The 20,237-nt window shown below is 48.6% G+C and carries 14 protein-coding genes and 1 pseudogene; 3 read left to right on the top strand and 12 right to left on the bottom strand.

Annotation, left to right across the window (positions count from 1 at the left end):
• Nucleotides 1-278 precede the first annotated feature (278 nt).
• From C4J94_RS04130 to C4J94_RS04120, 3 genes and pseudogenes are all read left to right on the top strand, one after another.
• Complete coding sequence (locus C4J94_RS04130; RefSeq protein ID WP_256657644.1) at nucleotides 279-704, top strand: GNAT family N-acetyltransferase; 426 nt, start codon at nucleotides 279-281, stop codon at nucleotides 702-704.
• Between the two features lie 78 nt (nucleotides 705-782).
• Nucleotides 783-1,751 (top strand): annotated as a pseudogene (locus tag C4J94_RS04125) (tyrosine-type recombinase/integrase).
• A gap of 25 nt (nucleotides 1,752-1,776) precedes the next feature.
• Nucleotides 1,777-2,307 carry a PBECR2 nuclease fold domain-containing protein gene (locus tag C4J94_RS04120; RefSeq protein WP_124369565.1) on the top strand — a complete coding sequence of 177 codons (531 nt, stop codon included), beginning with the start codon at nucleotides 1,777-1,779 and terminating at the stop codon, nucleotides 2,305-2,307.
• Nucleotides 2,308-2,653: 346 nt separating this feature from the next.
• Here C4J94_RS04120 and C4J94_RS04115 read toward each other — a convergent pair whose 3' ends face one another.
• From C4J94_RS04115 to C4J94_RS04055, 12 genes are all read right to left on the bottom strand, one after another.
• The gene (locus C4J94_RS04115; RefSeq protein ID WP_256657643.1) at nucleotides 2,654-2,809 is read right to left on the bottom strand and encodes a hypothetical protein; all 156 of its coding nucleotides are present in this window, start codon (nucleotides 2,807-2,809) and stop codon (nucleotides 2,654-2,656) included.
• A gap of 358 nt (nucleotides 2,810-3,167) precedes the next feature.
• The gene (locus tag C4J94_RS04110) at nucleotides 3,168-3,638 is read right to left on the bottom strand and encodes an AMP-binding protein (protein WP_218566822.1); all 471 of its coding nucleotides are present in this window, start codon (nucleotides 3,636-3,638) and stop codon (nucleotides 3,168-3,170) included.
• A 910-nt stretch (nucleotides 3,639-4,548) separates the two neighbouring features.
• Nucleotides 4,549-4,740 carry a hypothetical protein gene (locus C4J94_RS04105; RefSeq protein WP_256657642.1) on the bottom strand — a complete coding sequence of 64 codons (192 nt, stop codon included), beginning with the start codon at nucleotides 4,738-4,740 and terminating at the stop codon, nucleotides 4,549-4,551.
• 321 nt (nucleotides 4,741-5,061) lie between these two features.
• Nucleotides 5,062-5,811 carry a hypothetical protein gene (locus C4J94_RS04100; protein WP_124385076.1) on the bottom strand — a complete coding sequence of 250 codons (750 nt, stop codon included), beginning with the start codon at nucleotides 5,809-5,811 and terminating at the stop codon, nucleotides 5,062-5,064.
• A 922-nt stretch (nucleotides 5,812-6,733) separates the two neighbouring features.
• Nucleotides 6,734-7,696, bottom strand: a complete 963-nt coding sequence (locus tag C4J94_RS04095) for a fimbrial protein (RefSeq protein WP_124369562.1) — start codon at nucleotides 7,694-7,696, stop codon at nucleotides 6,734-6,736.
• Between the two features lie 263 nt (nucleotides 7,697-7,959).
• The gene (locus C4J94_RS04090) at nucleotides 7,960-8,922 is read right to left on the bottom strand and encodes a fimbrial protein (protein ID WP_124369561.1); all 963 of its coding nucleotides are present in this window, start codon (nucleotides 8,920-8,922) and stop codon (nucleotides 7,960-7,962) included.
• Between the two features lie 836 nt (nucleotides 8,923-9,758).
• Nucleotides 9,759-10,727: a fimbrial protein gene (locus C4J94_RS04085; protein ID WP_256657714.1), complete on the bottom strand. Its 969-nt coding sequence runs from the start codon at nucleotides 10,725-10,727 to the stop codon at nucleotides 9,759-9,761.
• A 976-nt stretch (nucleotides 10,728-11,703) separates the two neighbouring features.
• Nucleotides 11,704-11,874 carry a transposase gene (locus C4J94_RS28065; RefSeq protein WP_372239265.1) on the bottom strand — a complete coding sequence of 57 codons (171 nt, stop codon included), beginning with the start codon at nucleotides 11,872-11,874 and terminating at the stop codon, nucleotides 11,704-11,706.
• Nucleotides 11,875-12,116: 242 nt separating this feature from the next.
• Entirely contained in the window at nucleotides 12,117-15,326 is a 3,210-nt protein-coding gene (locus tag C4J94_RS04070; protein ID WP_164485552.1) for a hybrid sensor histidine kinase/response regulator, read from the bottom strand.
• A 452-nt stretch (nucleotides 15,327-15,778) separates the two neighbouring features.
• Entirely contained in the window at nucleotides 15,779-16,408 is a 630-nt protein-coding gene (locus tag C4J94_RS04065; protein ID WP_124369558.1) for a response regulator transcription factor, read from the bottom strand.
• Between the two features lie 507 nt (nucleotides 16,409-16,915).
• Nucleotides 16,916-19,393 carry a fimbria/pilus outer membrane usher protein gene (locus tag C4J94_RS04060; protein WP_256657641.1) on the bottom strand — a complete coding sequence of 826 codons (2,478 nt, stop codon included), beginning with the start codon at nucleotides 19,391-19,393 and terminating at the stop codon, nucleotides 16,916-16,918.
• A gap of 75 nt (nucleotides 19,394-19,468) precedes the next feature.
• Nucleotides 19,469-20,191, bottom strand: a complete 723-nt coding sequence (locus tag C4J94_RS04055) for a molecular chaperone (RefSeq protein WP_124385073.1) — start codon at nucleotides 20,189-20,191, stop codon at nucleotides 19,469-19,471.
• Nucleotides 20,192-20,237: the final 46 nt, after the last annotated feature.

Raw genomic sequence — 20,237 nt, 5'->3', positions numbered from 1 at the left:
ACCTGACATTCACGAGGTCGACCTCGCTGATCGATTTGGTTGAAGCCGACCTTAAACCCCCCAATACTAATCAACCCGCTTTAGCTTGTAACGAGAACAAAATACTGACTTCGGTCATTTAACGACATAAACCACCACGCTGCTCGCCCGCCTGATAAGTCGTGATAAAATAGGTTATCGTCCCAAATGAGCAGGGTAGGCCGTATGTCGATTTTTGCGCTGGTGCAGGACCTTTTCCGTAGACACGCGACGAAAGACCTGATGAGCAGGCAGAGCGCGTGCTCCTGGTCAATCGCCGGCAAGAATCCCCGCGTGGCAACTTTGTCTTTCCCGGTACCGACTACCTGGACGTCATCGAGGTCAATGGCCAACGCGTGGGCCACGTCGATTACGGCATCAATCCGCTGGGCGATCGGCTGTACATCAACATGCTGGAAATTCAGCCTGAGCATCAGCGGCAGGGAATTGGCCTGGCTGTGCTGTGGCGGCTGTGGTGCACGCACCAGGTGCCCGTGATACCGCTGTATCACTACACCTCATCCGATGGGTTCTGGTACCGGGCGCGCCGGCGATTGGCAGCGGCCGGCGCCGCGATCGGGGACGAGCTGCGCGGCGTCGATCAAATGGACGTGGAACAGCAGCGCTGGCAGCACCTGGTGCCCGAACCTGAACACGAGCGGCTGATTCGCGAATACTGGGAATAGGTTGAGGCTGAGCACGCTGCAGGTCGACCGGCAGGACCGGGCATACGATGAACGACCTCACTTCCCCAGTCTCCGGCCATGCTAATGCCGGCCAGCGAACGTCGTCTTAGCGCCATCGAATTCCAGCAGCTGGCCGGTGTGCCGACAGCGGTGGAATGGTTCGCCAATATCGATAACCAGCGCACCCGCCGCGCGTACCAAAACGACCTGGAAGACTTCTGCAGCTTTGTCGGGCTCACCGGCGCCGAGGAATTCCGCGCGGTCACCCGCGCGCACGTACTGGCCTGGCGTGCCCAGCTGGAAGCCCGAGGCCTGGCCGGGGCCACCATCCGGCGCAGACTGGCGGCGCTGGCCAGCCTGTTCGCTCACCTCCTGGAGAACAACGCCGTCGCCGGCGGCAACTCTGTGCACGGGGTAAAACGGCGCAGGATCGAAATCAACGAAGGCAAGACGCCAGCACTCGGTGATGACTAGGCTAAATTGCTGCTGACGGCGCCGGACGGCTGGACGTTGAAGGGGATCCGCGACCGCGCCATTTTGGCGGTGCTGCTCTAACACGGCCTGCGCCGTGACGAAGCCGCGCAGCTGATGACTGGCGACCTGCAAATCAAACACCTGCAGGTGAGAGGGAAAGGCGGTAAGACCAGCTATTTGCCGTTGCACCCGGTTGCGGCCGAGCGCATTCATGAGTACCTAGAACGCGATAGTCAACGAGACTCAGGTAACTGCCAGCTTTTTCGCTCGATCCGTGGCTGTACCACCGGCGAGGCCGTTACGGATAATGGGATCTATAAGGTGGTGGCACGATGGGCGCACGCGGCGGGTATTAAGGTCGTGGGCTTAGGCGTGCACGGACTGCGCGCGACGGGGCCAGCGGCCGGAGGACTAAGCGACGTACAAGATGAAGTATTGAAGGGGCACCTACAGAAATCTAAAAAACGTACCCTAAGCAAATATCATCAGGGGATACATCAAGTCCTTATCCTGGTCGATTGCGCCGGGCTGTTACAAACGTCTTTTTCTAGACATGGCACAATGATGACCTGACAACCTCCAAATCGAGCTACGACGTTTGAGCACGGACCCTCTCCTACCCAAGATTTCTGAAGTAAAAGGCCAACCCACGTGGATTGATAGCAGTCTTCCCGACTTGCGTACGTTAGAGCGCGAGCTGCGTACACACGCTCTTGAGGAAGTTACCGCGGCGACCACACATGAAGATGCCATCGAGGTGACAGCTCTCCATCTGGGGTTCATTGACCCTGCGATCTTGTCCATAACCGTCGAGACGCCTATGGGTGTTGTGACGATCTTGCGCAGCAGCATCCATCACATCGTTGAAAAACGGCTGGATGCCCGTGAGCGCTACGTAAGATTGGCCTTGGATACGCTCACAGGCCCGCTGGAGGTCTGGAAAGTTGCGTTCACAGACGGTAGTGACCGCCTGGCTTTCATCGGAGCATATGAGTCGAAGCGGCAGATGCTCGTAAGCGTCGTGTTCTTCGAGGGCCAGATGCTCTGGAACTTTATGCACACGGACGCCAAATCGCTCAATAAGCATCGCCATGGCGAACTGTTATACAAGCGCTACACGCTTTTCTGAGAGCAAAGAAAAAGGGCTACTCATGAAAGTAGCCCTTAAATTTGAAGCTTGATATTCATATACACACCCTCAAGCAGGGGTGTGGAGGTCTCACCCTACGCCGATGTTCAGCCATCGCCGGGGTTCCTACGCCAGTCATTGCCGCTGAAGGCCACTGGTTTCGCGCTCACCTGCAATCATATACAAGGTGACACTTGTGTCAACCAAATTTGATGAATGGCCGTAATTTTCCGGGACTTCCGGTGATTCCGGATGAATGCTTTGCGTACGGATTCCCCAGCGTGCAAGGCGAAGTATTAAAGCTCAGGCACAGGCTTTTGCTGCACGGCCAGGAAGGAAGCTCGCATCAGCTGCGTGACCTGCAGTTGCAGATCCTCACAGGCTTCAAAAAAGCCAAGGGCGCGTCGTCGGTACCGTCCTTGAGCAGTTTGGCCATGTCCTGGACGAGTTCACCCATCTCCGGCAGCTGCTGTTTGATGTGAGCGGTGTTGAGCACGGTCATTATCTCCGGTGACGTTTATTGGTTAGTGCCGCGCCAGTGGGCTCAAGCGTGGCCAGCCAGAACGCACCTGCCGCCAAGCCCCCAGGGCCAGCGCGATTGCGCAATGCGATACCCACTGACGCCCAGTATTTAAACGGCTCACCGGCGACGGTGTACACTGTCCGGGGGCCATTTGTTGGTCGACAGGGTAGTCCCGCTTAGCAATTCTCAGGCAACGCTGCTGATCAGTAATGCGGTGGTGACCACCAGTAGGTAGCCCACGATGCGGGAGACCCAAGCCCCGGGCTTTGGACTCGACATGTCGATCTTTTTGGGGTGTTTTTGTCGCGATCCCCGTTACGCGTAACGCGCGACACGGTCAGGCCAAGGGACGGAAGGGCGTGCCATTTTTGGTCAGGGTGATTAACACAGGCATAGTGGATTCATTGGTAATGTCATACACCCAAAAATGTCGACCCTTTGGCCCCATGAGGTGCGATTTATCGGTCACCTGGTGGCGCATCCCCTCAGCTGCTGCTGAAATTTCATAACTGTACCTCGGTAATCCGGTCGCCATGTCGTACGGCCCGGCGCCCAAGCGGAACTTGGCTCCAGGTTGAATATCAACCGGGATATAAGCAGCACCAGTTTTGGCTATTGCCAAGATTCCAATGATAAGCTCCGGCGTACGCTGTGCTATCAAGGGAACTGTGTGGCTGGAATTGACGCCTGCTTGTTGCAATACTCCGCACAACCTGTCGCTTTCCTGGTTCAACTGTTGATAAGTCATTCTGGCATCACCATGAATGACGGCAACGTTTCTGGGATATCGGCGGCTTGTTGGATGAATTGCGACAACACATTACGCATTTTCTTCTCCCGCACTCTTGAAGATAAGATTTGTATTGATTTCGCAACTAAAAAATAAAACATACCTCGCGCATGAAGTACAAGCGCCATGAGAAAACAATCAAGCTATAGACGCCAAGGCTTATACAGTCGATTTCCCTCGAATAAAGTGATAGGCGCAAACAAAATCCCGCCATAAGAAAACGATCAATGGCGGACGGTTATTAATACGTTTAAGCTTTCATAAGCTTCGAACCACTTGCCCGGACATGGTGCCGCTGGCAAAAAGTCATTTGACCTGCAAAGAAAATAATTTGAGAACAGACTAGAGTTATACTTGCGTTCCTTTGCAGGATGGGAGCTACAATTCCTGTTAGCTATTTTAGCTTAGCGCAACCAATTTGATTGTTAAAGTCTAATTTCTATAGCTTTTTGCGATGACGTGCAAAATATAAATTCTAAGAGAGTGAAGATGAATCAAGCCGTCAGTCAGCGTGCTAGTTCGCGTCCAGCCACACCTGTGCTTCGCTCACAGCAAACAGCAGGTCGTGGTGCAAACTGCATAGCATAGGCCGGGGTAAATATACGCTTATCCCTGAGCTGGGAGAGGAGGCGAAACCCTATGCCCAGGCCATACCTAGTCTGAGCAAACTTAAATTTCCGAGCATGTCGGCGATTGGCAGCGGTCGGCACCGGGGGGCGAGGGTGAGCTGCGCGGCGTCGATCAATGGAAGTCAAACAGCAGCGCTGGCAGTACCTGGTGCCTGAGCCTGAACATGAGCGTTTGATTCGTGTGTACTGGGACGGGCCAACCGCCCGGCCGGGCCGGGCATCTGATGATACGAGTTGGTGACTCATTATGATCGGCGTGGTCAGCGCCCGGAAAATTCCCCGACGTACGAGGTGAAATATTAAAGGTCGGACACAGCCTTTTGCTGCACTGCCATGAAGGTCGCGCGCATCAGCTGTGAGAGCTGCAATTGCAGATTCGCACATACTTCTAAGAAGGCCAAGGGCGCATTATCTGTACTGTCCTCAAGCAGGTAGGCGATGTCCTGAATGAGTTCACCCATCTCCTGCAGCTGCTGTTTGGTATTGAGCATGGCAATCATCTCCGGCGGGGCTTTTGGGTTGGTGGATCGTCATTCGATTCCAGTCTGGCCAGCCATAACGCGCCTTTCGCCAGGGCGGTCGGTATCAATGCAATTGCGCAATGCGACCCCACTTAGGCCAGTCAAAAGGTTCGCGTGTGTGGCTGTACACCGTCCTGAGGGTCCATCTATCGGTCGGCATGGTGGTATCGCCAGGCAGTTCCTGGGCCGCGCTGAGAACCTATAAGCCAGTGGTAACCGCCAGAAGGCAACCCACGGCTTCGAAAAAAGCATTTCTCCAGCATTAGTAGCTACTTTCCAGCGCCACGAATTCTAGGATGTGCTCTGAGGGTTGAATGATGCGCCCGTAGTGCCTACGCTCAGATTCTCGACCGTGCTTCCCCACCGGTGCATTGAAGTGCGGCCGCGGACTTGCGCGCAACCTGACAATTTTTCGGTGGCCTGCGACAGTTCCAACTCCAACCTCACCAGCTCGGAGCTTGCATCAGCCTGGAGTTTTTTTATACGTTCGAAAATTTGCAGTTTTATATCGTCGGCGGAGCGCTTCAATCGCAACATTTCGATGGGTGAAGCACGCCCCTTATTAGCCAGCTGTTCGGCAATAGTAAGATCTCGCATAGAGACTAGATATTTGCGTTCCAACATCAGGATACTTTCATTAAGTGCACGCTTTTCTGATTTATAAATACGGATTTCCTGGTCCATCACCATAGGAAATCGCTTAACTATATTATCGAAAACCAGTGGCTGCTGGTAAGCCACGGAACGTAGACGGGTAATTGCCGCTTTCAGGCCGATCACCTTCAATAACGCTTTGCGATAGCCGGGGCTCGGGCAAACGGGATCGATTGCCAAATACTTTTTACCCTGCTCCACCACATCCCCCTGACCCACGTAAATTTCCGAAATAATTCCGGTCTCCAAGCCCTGGACTACCTGAACTCGGCTCAATGAGGCAATCTTGGCATCTCCCCCACCCATGTTTTCGACCTGGGTACAATTAACCGATATCACACCGCTGATAATCATCGCCGCAATAAAGTATCTTTTTATTCGGGGCATAACTTATGCTGCATCAATTTAGGCTCGTGCGCATCGCAAATCAAATAAGCGATACCGGACTTAAATACTGTGTAAACGTGACTCTACCAATTCTGATTGGTACGACGTAGACCTCACCAATATGAATGCTAATGAGGGCGGGAATCAATGATCATCAAAGACTGGTTGAGCAGAACAAATTGTAAATCAAAAAACGACTAACAAACGTTATCGCAACCTGAGACCCTTGTTAATCTCATACCCTAACATGTGATGCTCTATACACCTCAAAACTCTAGCCAAAATCGGAATATCAGCCCCTTCTAAGCTTGTAAAGTGACAGCCAGACAACCACGAGCATTGCGTCTTATATAAGCCCACACTATTATAAATCAACGAATGCCTGATACAGCCCCTATTATATAACACCAAGTCAAGTTCCACCCCTGCAAAAAAAAGAATTTCCTCGTCGATTACCAACAGATCAAACACATCGATCGCATTATCCATCAACACCGTCAACTCTCGAAAGGAAGAAAGCGGTACCAGCCGGTGATAACCTAAACTGCTAAGGTTTTTTTCAACTCGCACTCTTCGAGTGCTATCGCCATCAACTAAAATGATACGTAATCGCGGATTTTTCATAACTTATATTTGTCTATTCGTATTAAATAGAGCAGCGTAAGGCAACCAATGTGTCGGCATAGACCAAGGTACACCCATCAGGCCAACCATAGGATTAATTATATCGTGGAGCTTTATGCTATTCGCGCCAGACATGTCAAAACCACCCACTAATACGACAGGCACTTCCTACCAGACAAACAACAACCAATAGCGACAGCAACGGAAACACCCAAAATCGCGTAAACCATATTAGAGATAGCGAACCTGACACTTCAGGAAGGTAAGCTTTATCCTATATACACAGCACAACAAAGTGCTAATTGTATTCCAAGACCATCGTCATTACCGCATTAGCCACACCGGGCTGAATATTTCCCTCTTTTGGAATATACTTTGCCAGTCCATTGAAGCGGAAGACCTCTCCTAGCGGTTGAGAACTCTGCCAATCGACTGGTATGGCGTTAGCCCTATCAAAAGGTAATGCAACCCCCTTATCGTTTTCTAGCCCAATTACAACACCTTCAGCCACCCCAGAACTTCCCCTACCCGAAAGATTTAGAGTACCAGCGGCTGGAGAGTCACCGTCAAAATATACTTTTACCGGCAAAGGTTTTCCTGCAGGTACACCAGTGCAAGAAACATCAAAAGAAAATGACTTTGGCGCAGCGCTACTGGACCTCACTTGTCCGACAAAAACTTTCCCCAAGTGGACATCTAAATTTAGATTTCCGGCAGAACATATCATGTAATTGTTCTCAGTCAACTCTGTTGACACCTTCCCTTTATATGACGCAAGTTTCAGCCCTGAACCTCCAACTTCTACGGCCTCAATGTCCAAATCGAACTCTAGCCTATTTTTTCCAACCCCCGCACCTGTGCGTACTAACTCAATTACAATAGTAGTTTCGGCCACCATCGGCGGATGGAAAACAAAAGAATAAGGCAATGTATGTTTTGTGTACATACCTAACACAAACCTTATACCAACCCCTTCAACGTTGGTCTTATATACTTTAGAAATCCCGGACATTTCCATACCCGTTTTTTCTTCATACGATATGACATCTCCGTCCACACAGCCAAAGAAATAATCGCCAGGAGTGTACCATTTTATCTGCGCCAGCACTCCCCCAATAGGAACAGATGAAATTCTAACCGAGCTTGGAAATGTCACATCAAATGCTTTGAGCTTATCCGAACACTTAGCATGCGCCGACTCCACAGGAAAAATATATAAAAACAAGCAAGCCACTACAAAACTAAAAATACGCACACTCATGACCACTACCTTTCAGGATCAACCCCATCAGCTTACAGATTAAAAAAACGAAGCCAATAGGACAAAACCTTGCACCCACTCAGACAATTCTTACATCAAAGCATGTGAGGCGCGCAGCCGGCGTACAGTAGGGTCCTCTTAGCTGCGATCCACTCCGCTCCGGCACAAGAAGGTGAGCTGTAAACAGCCTTTTATTCTTTACTCACGCTATCATAACCGGCAAAAGCCAGAACTTCACTCCACATACCAACGCAAACAAGGTACTAGTTGTATTCCAAGACCATTGTCATTACCGCATTCGCCACACCGGGCTGTATGTCTCCCCCTCTCGGAATATACTTCGCCAGTCCATTGAAGCGGTAGACCTCTCCTAACGGTTGAGAATTCTGCCATTCGATTGGTACCGCATTAGCCCTATCAAAAGGTAAAGCAACCCCTTTATCATTTTCCAACCCTATTACTACGCCTTTAGCCACCCCAGAACCTCCCCTACCTGAAAGATTTAAAGTACCGGCAGATGGAGAGTCGCCGACAAAATATACTTTTACCGGAAGCGGCTTTCCGGCCGGTACACCAGTACAAGAGACATCAAAAGAAAATGATTTTGGAGCAGCACTACCGGACTTTACTTGCCCAACAAAAAACCTTCCCAACTGCACATCTAAACTCAGATTTCCGGCAGAACACATCATATAATTATTGCCAATTACGTCAAATGATAACTTTCCCTTATATGTCGCAACTTTACCACTCGCCCCTCCACCCTCCTGGCCGATCTCAATGTGGAGATCGGACTCTATCCTTTCTTTCCCGACTCCAGCACCTATGCGTACAAGCTCAATCACTATCGTACGATCCACAGACCCAGAACGAGAGAAAACCCTGGAAAAAGGCAATGGTATTCCTCTATTTCCCAGTAGGAATCTCATACCAATGCCTTCAACGTTTGTCTTATACACGCCAGGAATTCCGGACATCTCCATGCCCGTTTTTTCTTCATATAAGAGTATATCTCCTATGTCACAACGTATGGCATTACTGAGAGGGCTCTGCCATGCCGTCTGCGCCAACACCCCTCCAATGGGAACGGATGAGATCCTAAGCGTGCTTGGAAATGTCACTTCATATTTATAGTCATTGTCAACACAGACAGCGAGTGCCGACTCTGCAAGAAATATATAGGAAAGCAAGCAACCCATTACAAAATTTATAAGACGTACGACCAAGACCACCTCCCCCCAGAATCAAACTTACAGGTAGAAAAAAGAAGCCAACAGGACAAAGTCCTCCTCTCCCGGAACAATTCCTACACCAAAGCATTTCGTGCGTTTTTTGAGCAACAGACGCCGCCCGTATCTAACCTTTAGGCCGATGGTACCTTTGAGTATTACCAACCCGAGCAGAGTAGCTCTGCCATGAGCGTCGTAACAAGATGATACCTAACCATATGTTGACCTTATTGAGTCTGGCCGAGAAACTCGACAACACTTCACAGACCACAATCACAGACATGTGGCGGGACATAGCGCACTGATATTAGCGAGTCAGAGCGAAGGAAAATGCATACTGGATGAAACCGCTGAACAACATGCACATGGTCAAGTCCGCTTTAACTGTTAGGCGCGCAGACGGCGCACAATAAGCCCCTCTTAGCATGTGATACACTTCGCTACGACACAAGAAGGTGAGCTGCAAATAGCCTTTTATTTTTTACACACGCTTTCGACTCTTTCTACAACGTTATTTACAGGTTCTAAAAAACGCCAGATCATTAAATATCGATGAAAGACTTACGCCCTTCCAGATAACAACGACAGGAAGTCTACCGGATATAAAATCATACTGAGAATGCCCCCTTTGCGGGCCAGTGCTTCAAGCCAGCTACCTTACTGATGTTCAAGTTAAACTTTAGTTAAAATAAAGCCTTCACTTCATAATTGGCAATGACGTTCTCCAATTCCGCCCTAAACAAAATCAACATCAAATCCTCAATTGTGGAGCGCCACCTTAGAGCATAATATTACAGAAAAGCCAGAGCCTCGCTCCTACGCAAACAAAGGAACTAGCTGTATTCCAAGACAATTATCATTACCGCATTCGCCATACCGGGCTGTATGCTTCCCCCTCCTGGCATATATTTCGCCAAACCATCGAAACGGTAGACCTCTCCTGACGGTTGAGAGCTCTGCCATTCGATTGGTACCGCATTAGCCCTATCAAAAGGTAGAGCAACTCCTTTATCATTTTCCAATCCAATTACAACGCCTTTAGCCACCCCAGAACTTCCCCTACCTGAAAGATATAAAGTACCGGCAGATGGAGAGTCGCCGACAAAATATACTTTTACCGGAAGCGGCTTTCCGGCAGGTACACCAGCACAAGAAACATCAAAAGAAAATGACTTTGGTGCAGCGCTACCGGATCTTACTTGTCCAACAAAAAATCTTCCCAGTTGCACGTCTAAATTTATATCTCCGACTAAACACATTGTATAATTATTTTCCTCCAATTGTGTTGATATCCTCCCCCTATATGTCGCAGCTCTTGAGGCCGTACCGTGACCGACCGAAATGTCAAAATTAGCCTCTAGCCTGTTTTTCCCGACAAACGCACCTGTGCGAATTAAAGAAATTTCTACCCCAATGTCCACACCAAGTGGCCGTTCGTAATGTAGTGCAAAAGGCACTGCTCTATTGGTATGAGGTTTCAATACAAACTTCAAACCAACCCCTTCAACGTTGGTCTTATATACCCCCGGAATCTGGGACATCTCCATACCCGATCGTTCTTCATATAAGACTTTATCTCCGACGCTACAGACTATGGAATACGAGCCAATACCCATCCATAACGACCGCGCCAACACTCCTCCTATGGGAATATTGGGTGAAATCACAATCGCGCTTGGAAATGCCGCGTCAAATGTCTTGTTATCATCAGAACACCGAGCAAGTGCTGATTCCACAAAAAAAACACAGGAAAGCAAGCAGCCTATTACAAAATTAACAAGACACACACCCAAGACCACCACCTTCAAGAATAGGACTTACAATTTACAGTTAGAAAAAAAGAAACCAACAGGACTAAACGCCCCACCCCCTCGGACAATTCCTACATCAAGGTATTTCGTGCAGCTTTTGGCTAAAAATGCCATCCAGTACCTGATTTATGGGTAGGTGGGGATGGTTTGCGTGCAGCGCCTTGCAGATGATCACCCACATCTAAGGAATCATTGTGCAGAAAGCTGTGAGAGCATTACCAACCCAAACGGAGTAGCGCAGTTTGAAATTAAAAATCAACCGCTTCCTAAGCATGCATTGGGCTTGTTGACTCTGATGGGAAACTTGACGGAACTTCACAGGCCTGCGCTGCGGATCGCGAGATATATCTATTGATATAGGCGAGCCGAAGCAATCAACAACGGTAAGCGGCTGGCAAATACACCTTTGGCTACGTGCAGCAGCTCTCGCCTGTCTGCATGACAGGAGTAGCATGAGGAATATATGTTTGTATGAAACCACAGTGCAGATAAAACGCGTCGCCTTGGGATATATCAGTTGATGTGCACGGCCCGAAAGCGAAGAGCCGCATGTCTCATAAGAGCTTTTACTAACGCTTGACCAACATGCTGCTCTCCTGATGAATTTTCGACATACACCCGGCGTAGCCTCGGCATATGGATCATATGGACAAGCCACCGATGCCTATCAGTTGCTGGTTCAAGCACGCAACTATAAGGCACTCACTGGGCGCATTGAAACGGTGCTTCCCTCGAAAGTTACTCGTCAATCAGCCGGATTGATAAACCTGAATCCGTCTTCAACCCCCTCTTTTTCCCAATTTCAAAATCTTCGATAGCAAGTGCGTGATCTGAGGAATCTCGAGTTATTCATTATCGGGCGATTTATTAGTAATCGTACCTAGAGCAGGTCTCGTACAGATCAAGCGGGCATCCGCGCATCATGAGGTGCTGGCTCCGGAAGAAATCGGGAGCAAAGCATCGCGGATCAGGCTGATACGTTAAATGTGGGGATCATCGAGCGCTTACGCCACTTTGAGATAATGTTGGCGTTGATATCGAGGTGGATAACTATGATGGAAATCGTCGCTCCAGGTAGTAAGCATTCCTGGACGACCTGAGCTTTGAACGGTTTGGGGTATAAGCTTCGTTCGCGAATGAGAATTTTTGTGACAAAGGCTAGCGCGTCAGCTTAAAAATACTCGAACACCACCACCCTTAATGCTGGAGCTTGGCAGGTGAGTTGGCCAGAGCTTACCGATAACGCGTGCTGGATAAACGCCGCTTCACAGCTGCGCATGGCCAGTCCATTTAAACTGTGGGCTGCTTAGACGGGGCATATTAGCCCCGCCATGTGTTCCGCTTCGCTGCGACATAAGCCGGCGGGCTACAAAGAGCGTCTTATTTCTTACTCTCGCTTTCGATCCTTTCCACGACAGTATTTACCATCTCTAAAAACCGCTCTAGCTTATTAGACATCAATGGAAGACTTTTACCCTTTTTAAGAATGAGCTCAATTTCCAAACTCGCTTTTATCAAGTAGGGTATTTTGACGACCGCTAACGCCCCACGAATACGATGAAGCAAGAAAATCAGTTCACTCACGTCATCACTGGCCTTAGCAGCATAAACAGCATCTAAGTCTTTTTTCATGGAGTCGACGAAAAGCTTACGCATCTGCATTGGTAAACCCGACGCGTCGTCTTCGGCTAGAGGGATTCCGCTCCGAGAAGTCGCTTCACCCAGCCTGACAACCTTGCCTTCCGTCACAGCTTTTAAACAGCTGCGTAATGCAGCCAAGCTAACAGGCTTGGTCAGCCATGCATTCATACCAGCACTGATACAACGATCACCTTCGCCTTGTAATACATTGGCCGTTACTGCCACAATCGGTATTGAACTATCGGATGATCTTACCAATTTGGTAAGTTCATAGCCGTCCATCACGGGCATATTAACGTCCGTCAGCAACACGTCGAACTCACCCACCTCTAGCATGTGAAACGCACTTTCTCCATTGCTGACCGTAATTACCGAACATCCTAACCGCTCCAATTGTTCGGAGAGCAAAGCTTGATTAACCGGATGATCCTCAGCCAACAAGACCCTTAAACCGAGCGGGACTTCGGCAAGCTTATCGTCTTGCAGAACAGCCGATTCAACTAGCCAGCCCATTGATAACATGACGGCACGTGTAATCTCCAAACGGCTATGGATATTGACATGCCATCCGTGTACGTCGCGTAAAGGGTGGATGCTCGCATGCGCGGCAGCCAGGACACGAGGGCCGGACCATTCAATGGGGGGAATTGAATCGCCATACAGCTCCAATAATAAATCTTTATCGCTGGACGTTACCGATGCTTGCTCGCTCCACTCGATGACGCCTCCCATCGACATTTCCAACCAGTGACAAATCTCGCCAGTAAGATCCGCCTCCGGAGAGCGAACATGAACTTTCACAGTCCCCACCGGAATAGCGCGAGGAAGCAGTACACTGCTCTCAAGCTCAAGAAGCTGGACTTCAAAACTAAAATTACTTCCCAGTAGGGGCACACTCGAGACCTTTAGTTCTCCCCCCATCAGTTGGCTGAGTTGCCAACAAATGGTCAAGCCCAGGCCGGCTCCATTTGTGCCAGACTGTTGATTATCAGCCTGAAAGAAAGGCTCGAATAAATTAATTTGGTGCTCTTTGGAGATACCAACTCCGGTATCGACGACCTCCCATTGAAGGCGCACCCGCCCATCCTCACGACCAAGCACTCTTAAATGAAGCACGATTTTGCCTGTAGAGGTAAATTTGATGGCGTTGCTAAGCAGATTATTAACAATCTGACGCACTCGCATACCATCTCCCAGGACTTTGCCCGGTAAGTCGGTATCGACACAGCTGTACAATAACAAACCCTTCCCCTCAGCAGTAGCCGAATAACTGCGTATCGCCTCCTCCGCCAACTCCAAAGGTGAAAAAGACTGCAGATTCAAGGCTACTTCTCCAGCTTCGATCTTTGATAAATCAAGGATATCACTGATCAATTGCAATAGAACGTTAGAAGACCCTTTAATTATCTGTAGGTATCCTGCCTGTTGCTGGCTAATCGGGGTCAACCCCAACAATTCCAGCGTTCCAACTACGCCATACAGCGGCGTTCTGATCTCATGGCTCATACATGCTAAAAAACGACTTTTTTCCGCGCTAGCAAGATTAGCTAAATTACGCGCCCTAACAAGCTCCGACTCTGAGTTTTTATAAGCTGTAATATCAATAAACGCACACAAAGAAGCGGGGCTACCGTGGTAAGTCGTCGGGGCGAATCGGGCATGCAAGCAAAGCGCGTTTATCATAACGCATGCTTCACCGGACACCGGCTCACCGCCTTCAAACATGTGCCAGTCGAGCATCAAATGCGCCACAAACTTCAGGTCGCCGACCCACTCTGATGCTAATGAATTTTGCAAAACCACTTGTCGCCCACGCTCTTTTATGACGCACAATGCAACCGGCGTCGCCTGGATAACACCGTGGCTAAACTCATTCCTACTAATTAAAGAGCCATAATATCGATCTGCTGGATCTACGATATTCCGACGCTGCCATCGCAATAACAAATACCCAAGACCAAGACAGGAGATAAGTAAAAGCAGAACATTGAGCAACGACCATTTCGCGTCATGAAATAGCCGTTGATAGCCAATGTGGTAAAAAGCTTGCCAGCTTTTTTCAAACCCAGAGCTGCGCTTGATCAACAAACCAGTCTGGGTTAAAAAAATCCCGTTTCCATAGTCAGACTTAGACATATCTGCCCCTATGACTACCACTCCCTCAGGTGAAATAAGATCTAACGAATCGAATATCGCATTTTCAGGCTGACCATATTTATAAAGGCTATCCAGTTCAAATAGAGCGGCAATATTGAATTTTGACGATGTGCTGTTGATGCCCCAAGCCTTATCGGGAATAACACCGGAAACATAAGCCAGAGTTTCCCGCGCGCCCGCCCCCAGAAATTCAGAAGCTGGCCGCCAATGTACTCGACGGGAGCCGGAGTCCGAAGGCAAACTACGCACATTACGAGCGACTTTCTCAATGACCTGTCGAAGGCCGTTACGAGCAGTTTCGCCTCGCCCTGCTCGGCGGTCAATGGGAGGAATGGAGAAGCCAGCAACACTGCGACTATCTAGAACGAATAACTGCGGCGCCGAATAGGGGGAATCATCCCAGAAGCCCTTGCGAAACTTCGAAACTTTCATGGCCAACTCTAATTTATGCCTTATCGCCTGTCCATCAAGAATAGCCTTAGGCAACATCATGGAAAATGCAAGTTCGCGCTCACCGCCCTCGACGTCATAAAAATCATGATAATTTGAGATATAATGGTTGACGCTTGACAGCACTAATGGCTTATCAAATTTAAAAGCAGCAGACGTCAGCCGAGCAACTTGTAGTAAAAAAAGCTCATGCTCATGTATTGCACCAACCATTCTAAAATAATGGTAATTAACCTTGACGCGTTGCTCCTCTACGACCGTATAAATAGCCCAATAGCTGGTACCAAAAAAGAACAGCGTAAGAAGAAATGAATATAACAACAGCGAGTTGAAGCGCAACATAGACCTTGACAAATTCCGAAGCTTAGAACGCATTATTTTCATAGTTCGTCCAGTTAAAATTTGTGCAATTTTTCATTAATGTCAGGAAATGCTTCAGTATAGGACAAAATCGGAGACCAGGAAAGGAACAGCACCACACGAATATGTAGATAATACTAAAAATTAGGGACGCCGTCTCAGTTCACCCAATAGAAAGGGCTTGAGCAAAAAGTTATGCGGGCCGTCATATCAAGCTGTTCCGACTCAGGCGCGCCTACAGACATAAGCTTATGAATTCTGAATCATATCTCTAGCTAACCAATAGAATCGCCAATTTTTTGAAACTGAATAGCTTAATGCCTAGGATACGTTGCAGACGCAGCCAAACGGTATCCTTCGGGCAAGATTAATTGAATTTTCGCTTCAATATTTTATAACCGAGCATTAGGCTTAACGCCACCAAACGGCTATTTTCAGGAAATGCCATTGCGCTTGGCTAACTCAACTAGCGCCACAAGATTTGGAGCGTTAAGTTTTCGTTGTAATCTGACCTTATAGGTGCTCACAGTCTTGTGACTGATGATCAGTGTCTCGGCGATTTCCTGATTACCAAATCCTTGGGCGAGCAGCCTCAAGACAGTTATTTCACGATCAGAAAGGTCTCTGATAAGGGCACCTTCATCATGAGCACCTTGAGCGTTTTCCCTCAACATGAAAATGGTATCTTCTGGAAAATAGGAATACCCCGATAATACCGCCTTGACCGCGCCCGCCAGCTTGTCAAGGTTGTCCCCCTTGCTGACGAACCCAGCAGCTCCGGCCTGCAAACAACGCATCGCAAAATTGCGCGGCTCTCCTGAGGTAAGAACGAGTATTTTGACGGCAAGGCCAATCGACTTCAGGTGAGCAATCACCGCAAAACCGTCCTTGCTAGGGATGCTGAGATCAAGAATGATCAAGTCGGGAAGGAGCCTGCGGGCTATCTCCAAAGCGTCTGAGCCATTATCGACTTCTGCAAGAACGGTATGCCCCTCTTCTTCCAAAGCCACCTTAACCGCCAAGCGGATAAGCGGGTGATCATCCACAATAACAATACGTCCCATAGAGACCTCTCCGAAAAACGCACGAGCGTGAGGATAATCAACGGGGTAAATTCACCTTACCTCGCGGCGGATGGCATCCGCGTCCCCTGCGTCAGCGAGCGTATCAGAATTAGTTAGGGTAAATACTCAACGCTTATATTTTTTTAGCTCGTCAGCCTGACTCAGCCCTTTCGTAATCCTAAAGACCCCCGTTATAAATCAGCACCAATGTGCCAAGGCCGACGCGCTAGAGCGCCCCCCCTTACCTAGGCTAGTGACCTTAAAATCAACGGTTGTAGTGCGCAGTCACCTTAACAAAGGTAGCGTACTCAGAAACGTCTCTGCCTTTCTGCCCTTTCCGAAATCTTAAAAACCAACAAATATTCGCCTTAAAAAGATAGTCTTTAAACGCATAAATCTACATGTGATTTTCGAATAAGCCTGTCTCCGAGGTGTAAAATTATAACGAGGTAGATAATTTCAACCAGAGAACAAACATAAAGATAAGAGCAATAAACTTTAGACTCCTCACACTTCCTCCGAAGATCCAGAATATACACAAGTATAATTAAATTTTTCGTAAGCAAGATTTTTATTAGCAACTGGCAGCGCATAATCGAATCTACAGCTATCTCGCCCCCAACGAACACTCAGAGTTCCGGAATCATCGACACCAAAAACAAGCAAACGGGATAGGCTATCAACAGCACCGAGAGCCTTACCTTTTTTATCATATGCCTGCGCGCCAAAAGGAATTTTCCCACCTGTATCAAGGGTTAAATTAAACTGAAGTCGGCGACCCGACTCAGCAGCGAAACGACTTTTGACGACTGCTCCTCGCGTGGGCACAACAATTTTACTGCTCTCGGCAACTTCCATATTGCTGTCAATTGTATTTGTGTCCAAATTCAGCCAATTGTAACGATAAGGCTGTACATAAGGGACCACGGCATAACCACTATTGTCAGTACGGACCGAGTTATAGCTATCAACTCCCACACCGGCAACGTTAGGAACTTCAACCAAAGCAAATGTTTCGCCGACAGGCTGACCGAAGGTAATACCACCCTCATGAGCCACTATAGAACCGGAAGCGCTGAGATCAACATGCTTACTGTCCGAACTCTGATTATAGCGGGCACCCAGCGTAGCAACTGGCGCATCCCAACCCACCCCAATGCCTCCAGAACTTCCACTCTGTTTACTATATCCCGATTGTGCGGAGTAATTAACAGTGTTTTTATCGTCTAAATAGCCAGACACGCCAGTTTGTAAAACCGAATCCCCGTGCTGCGATGATACAGCGCTAGAATTCACATAATGCGTGCTTGAGCGCTCACCAAGAGGAAAACTAAAAGATGCAGTAAGTTGCGTATCAGAACTATTTACATGATCAGAATTTTTAGTCTTAGACACTGCCAAGCTATAACTTCCTCTCGATAAGCTACCGCTATAGCCAGCCTGCCAACGTCGAGTACGCCCAACCACGTTCCAATAGCTTGTTTCACCCAAGCTCAAAAACAACGAACCATGCTTAGAAATAGCCTGACTGACATTCATATCAAAATGGCTTTTTTGTCGCCCGTTACGTCGCCCCATCGTGAGGTCCATCTCATCGACATGCTGATTCAGCGTACGGTAGCCGTCTGTAGAATAGCGATAGCCGACCATAGTGAACGTAGTGTTGGTGCTGTTGACCGTTTTTGAGTATAGAAACCGTGCGCTCTGCCCTTTATTTTTCTTACCGTGGTCATCCTCAGAAGCGCTGCTGGTAATATCGACGGAAACGCCCCCCAAACTAGAGTTGATCCCGACACCCACGTTCAACGCTTTATATTTCTGAGCAACCAGCAGGCCACCATAACCCGTGAAGTTATTGGTTAAGCCGTACACCAAGGTACTTTGGGTAAATTTTGGTGAGGGCCGCCCTGGAACGTTGTACTTACCGGCGGCCAAGCTATAACGCATACTGCCTCGTCGCGCCATAACCGGCAAATAAGAATATGCTTGAGAAAATTCGCGCTCACGCCCATCAGCCTCGATAATTTTTACTTTAAGATCACCATTAGAGCCGCCTGGGTAAATATCGGATATTTCAAAAGCACCTGGCGAAACAGTAGTCGAGTAGATAACGTAGCCGTTCTGCCTCACTTCTACGGTAGCATTGGACTCAGCAATACCACGCACGACCGGAGCATAACCTCGCTCACCATCAGTTAGCATGCCTAAGTCCGACGTCACTTGAGCACCGCGAAAACGGACGCTGTCGAAGATATCACCTTGAGAATAAAGGTCGCCCATGGCGAGCTTGCCTTTTAGCGATGCAAGATCACGCTCAAGGTAGCTACGATTACTACTAAATGTATTAGGCCTGCCGCTCCCTCCGGACAATGAAGACTCATTGCGAAAACGCCAGCCCTTCAGGTTAAACCCATTCCGTAACCCGATGTACCGATAGTCCGAGCGCGCTCCCGAATTTTCATTACGATTGACGTTGATTTGATAATTTGTATACAAAGCCGTTATGCCCTGATCCCACAATGTAGGGTCAACATAACCTCGGGACCGACGCAAAATATAGGCGTGAGGAACACTGATGTGTAAAGCGAGGTTCGTCACATCAAAATCGACCGAAGCCCCTTCCAGCAAAGCAGCAATATTGATAAGCCGTGCGTCATCGCTGCTCGCAGGTATAAGCCCTTCCTTTTCCAGACGTACAATATCGACCCCTAACGCGCGAAGTGTTCCCAACGAAATATCTGGCCTGACTTCTCCGTCAGCGGCACCGCGAAAATCAACGTCCTGACGTTTAATCAGCACTTGGTTAAGATAGATATCTACGCCATAGGAGCCAGGCAAAACCCCATTGCCCTGTTCGAAAAAATGAAGCTCAACTGGCGCACCGCCCTTGGTTAAAAAGTGCTCGTTAAACTCTACAGCGCTAGCGACAACAGGGCATAGAAACCCAATCCCAACCAAACACGGGATCCGAGAATTATATTTCACCGTCAATACCTCGCCATCCCAGGCATTTTACAGAGCGCCAGGTCAAAAAAATAATTAGCTCTACGATCTATGAAGTTACTTAGAAAGCCCGGACTTCTGACTAATAACCCCACCGTAATCGTTGATAGTTTTAAATTCCACCTGAGTGGCTGCGGCGGAAAATTTTCCGTCTAACGCATTAATTTTAAACACCGACGTCTTGTATGGCGCCAGCATCTCAGGAACTACTTCATAAGTGTTAGAACCACTACGTAGCGTAATCTTTCCAAATGACACGTAATAGGCCGAATCATTTACTACTTCCAATCGCGCCTGAGCCCCTTGGCCTAGTACGCGCCATTTCAGATTTTTCTGTACATCTTCAGCCCCCTGTTTCAACCCAGACGGACGGTAGAACATTTTGATTCTCTGGCGCACCGCGATTTGCAAGGTGTTATCCACTTTGGCTTTTTGTGGAATTTCTTGGACATTCAACCAAAACACGGATTCCCGGTCTGTAGGCAACCCTTCTCCATAATAAAGAATACGGAGCACTTGCTGCTTCCCCCCCCCCAGACGACTAAGCGACGGCGTAATTACAAAGGGAATATCTCCTTTTTCCTGCGGCGTCCCGGCCTCCAACCACGACTGGATCATGACATCCTGTCCGCCCCCATTCTTGACCATGATTGAAGCCTCTTTATTAGGGGCCTCAAATACTAACCGCGTGCCGCCCAATGAGATCCCCGCACTGCACCACCCTGAAAACAGCAGTAAGGTAGTCACCAGAAAACATCGTCTAAAAGATATAATTTTCATATTAAACTCACAGGGAGAGAGCGAGTAACCACTCTCTCCCAGTACT

Origin of the sequence: Pseudomonas sp. R5-89-07 (assembly GCF_003851685.1) — a bacterium.
In the GTDB taxonomy this organism is placed as follows: domain Bacteria; phylum Pseudomonadota; class Gammaproteobacteria; order Pseudomonadales; family Pseudomonadaceae; genus Aquipseudomonas.
This window is presented reverse-complemented; position numbering and strand designations above follow the sequence as displayed.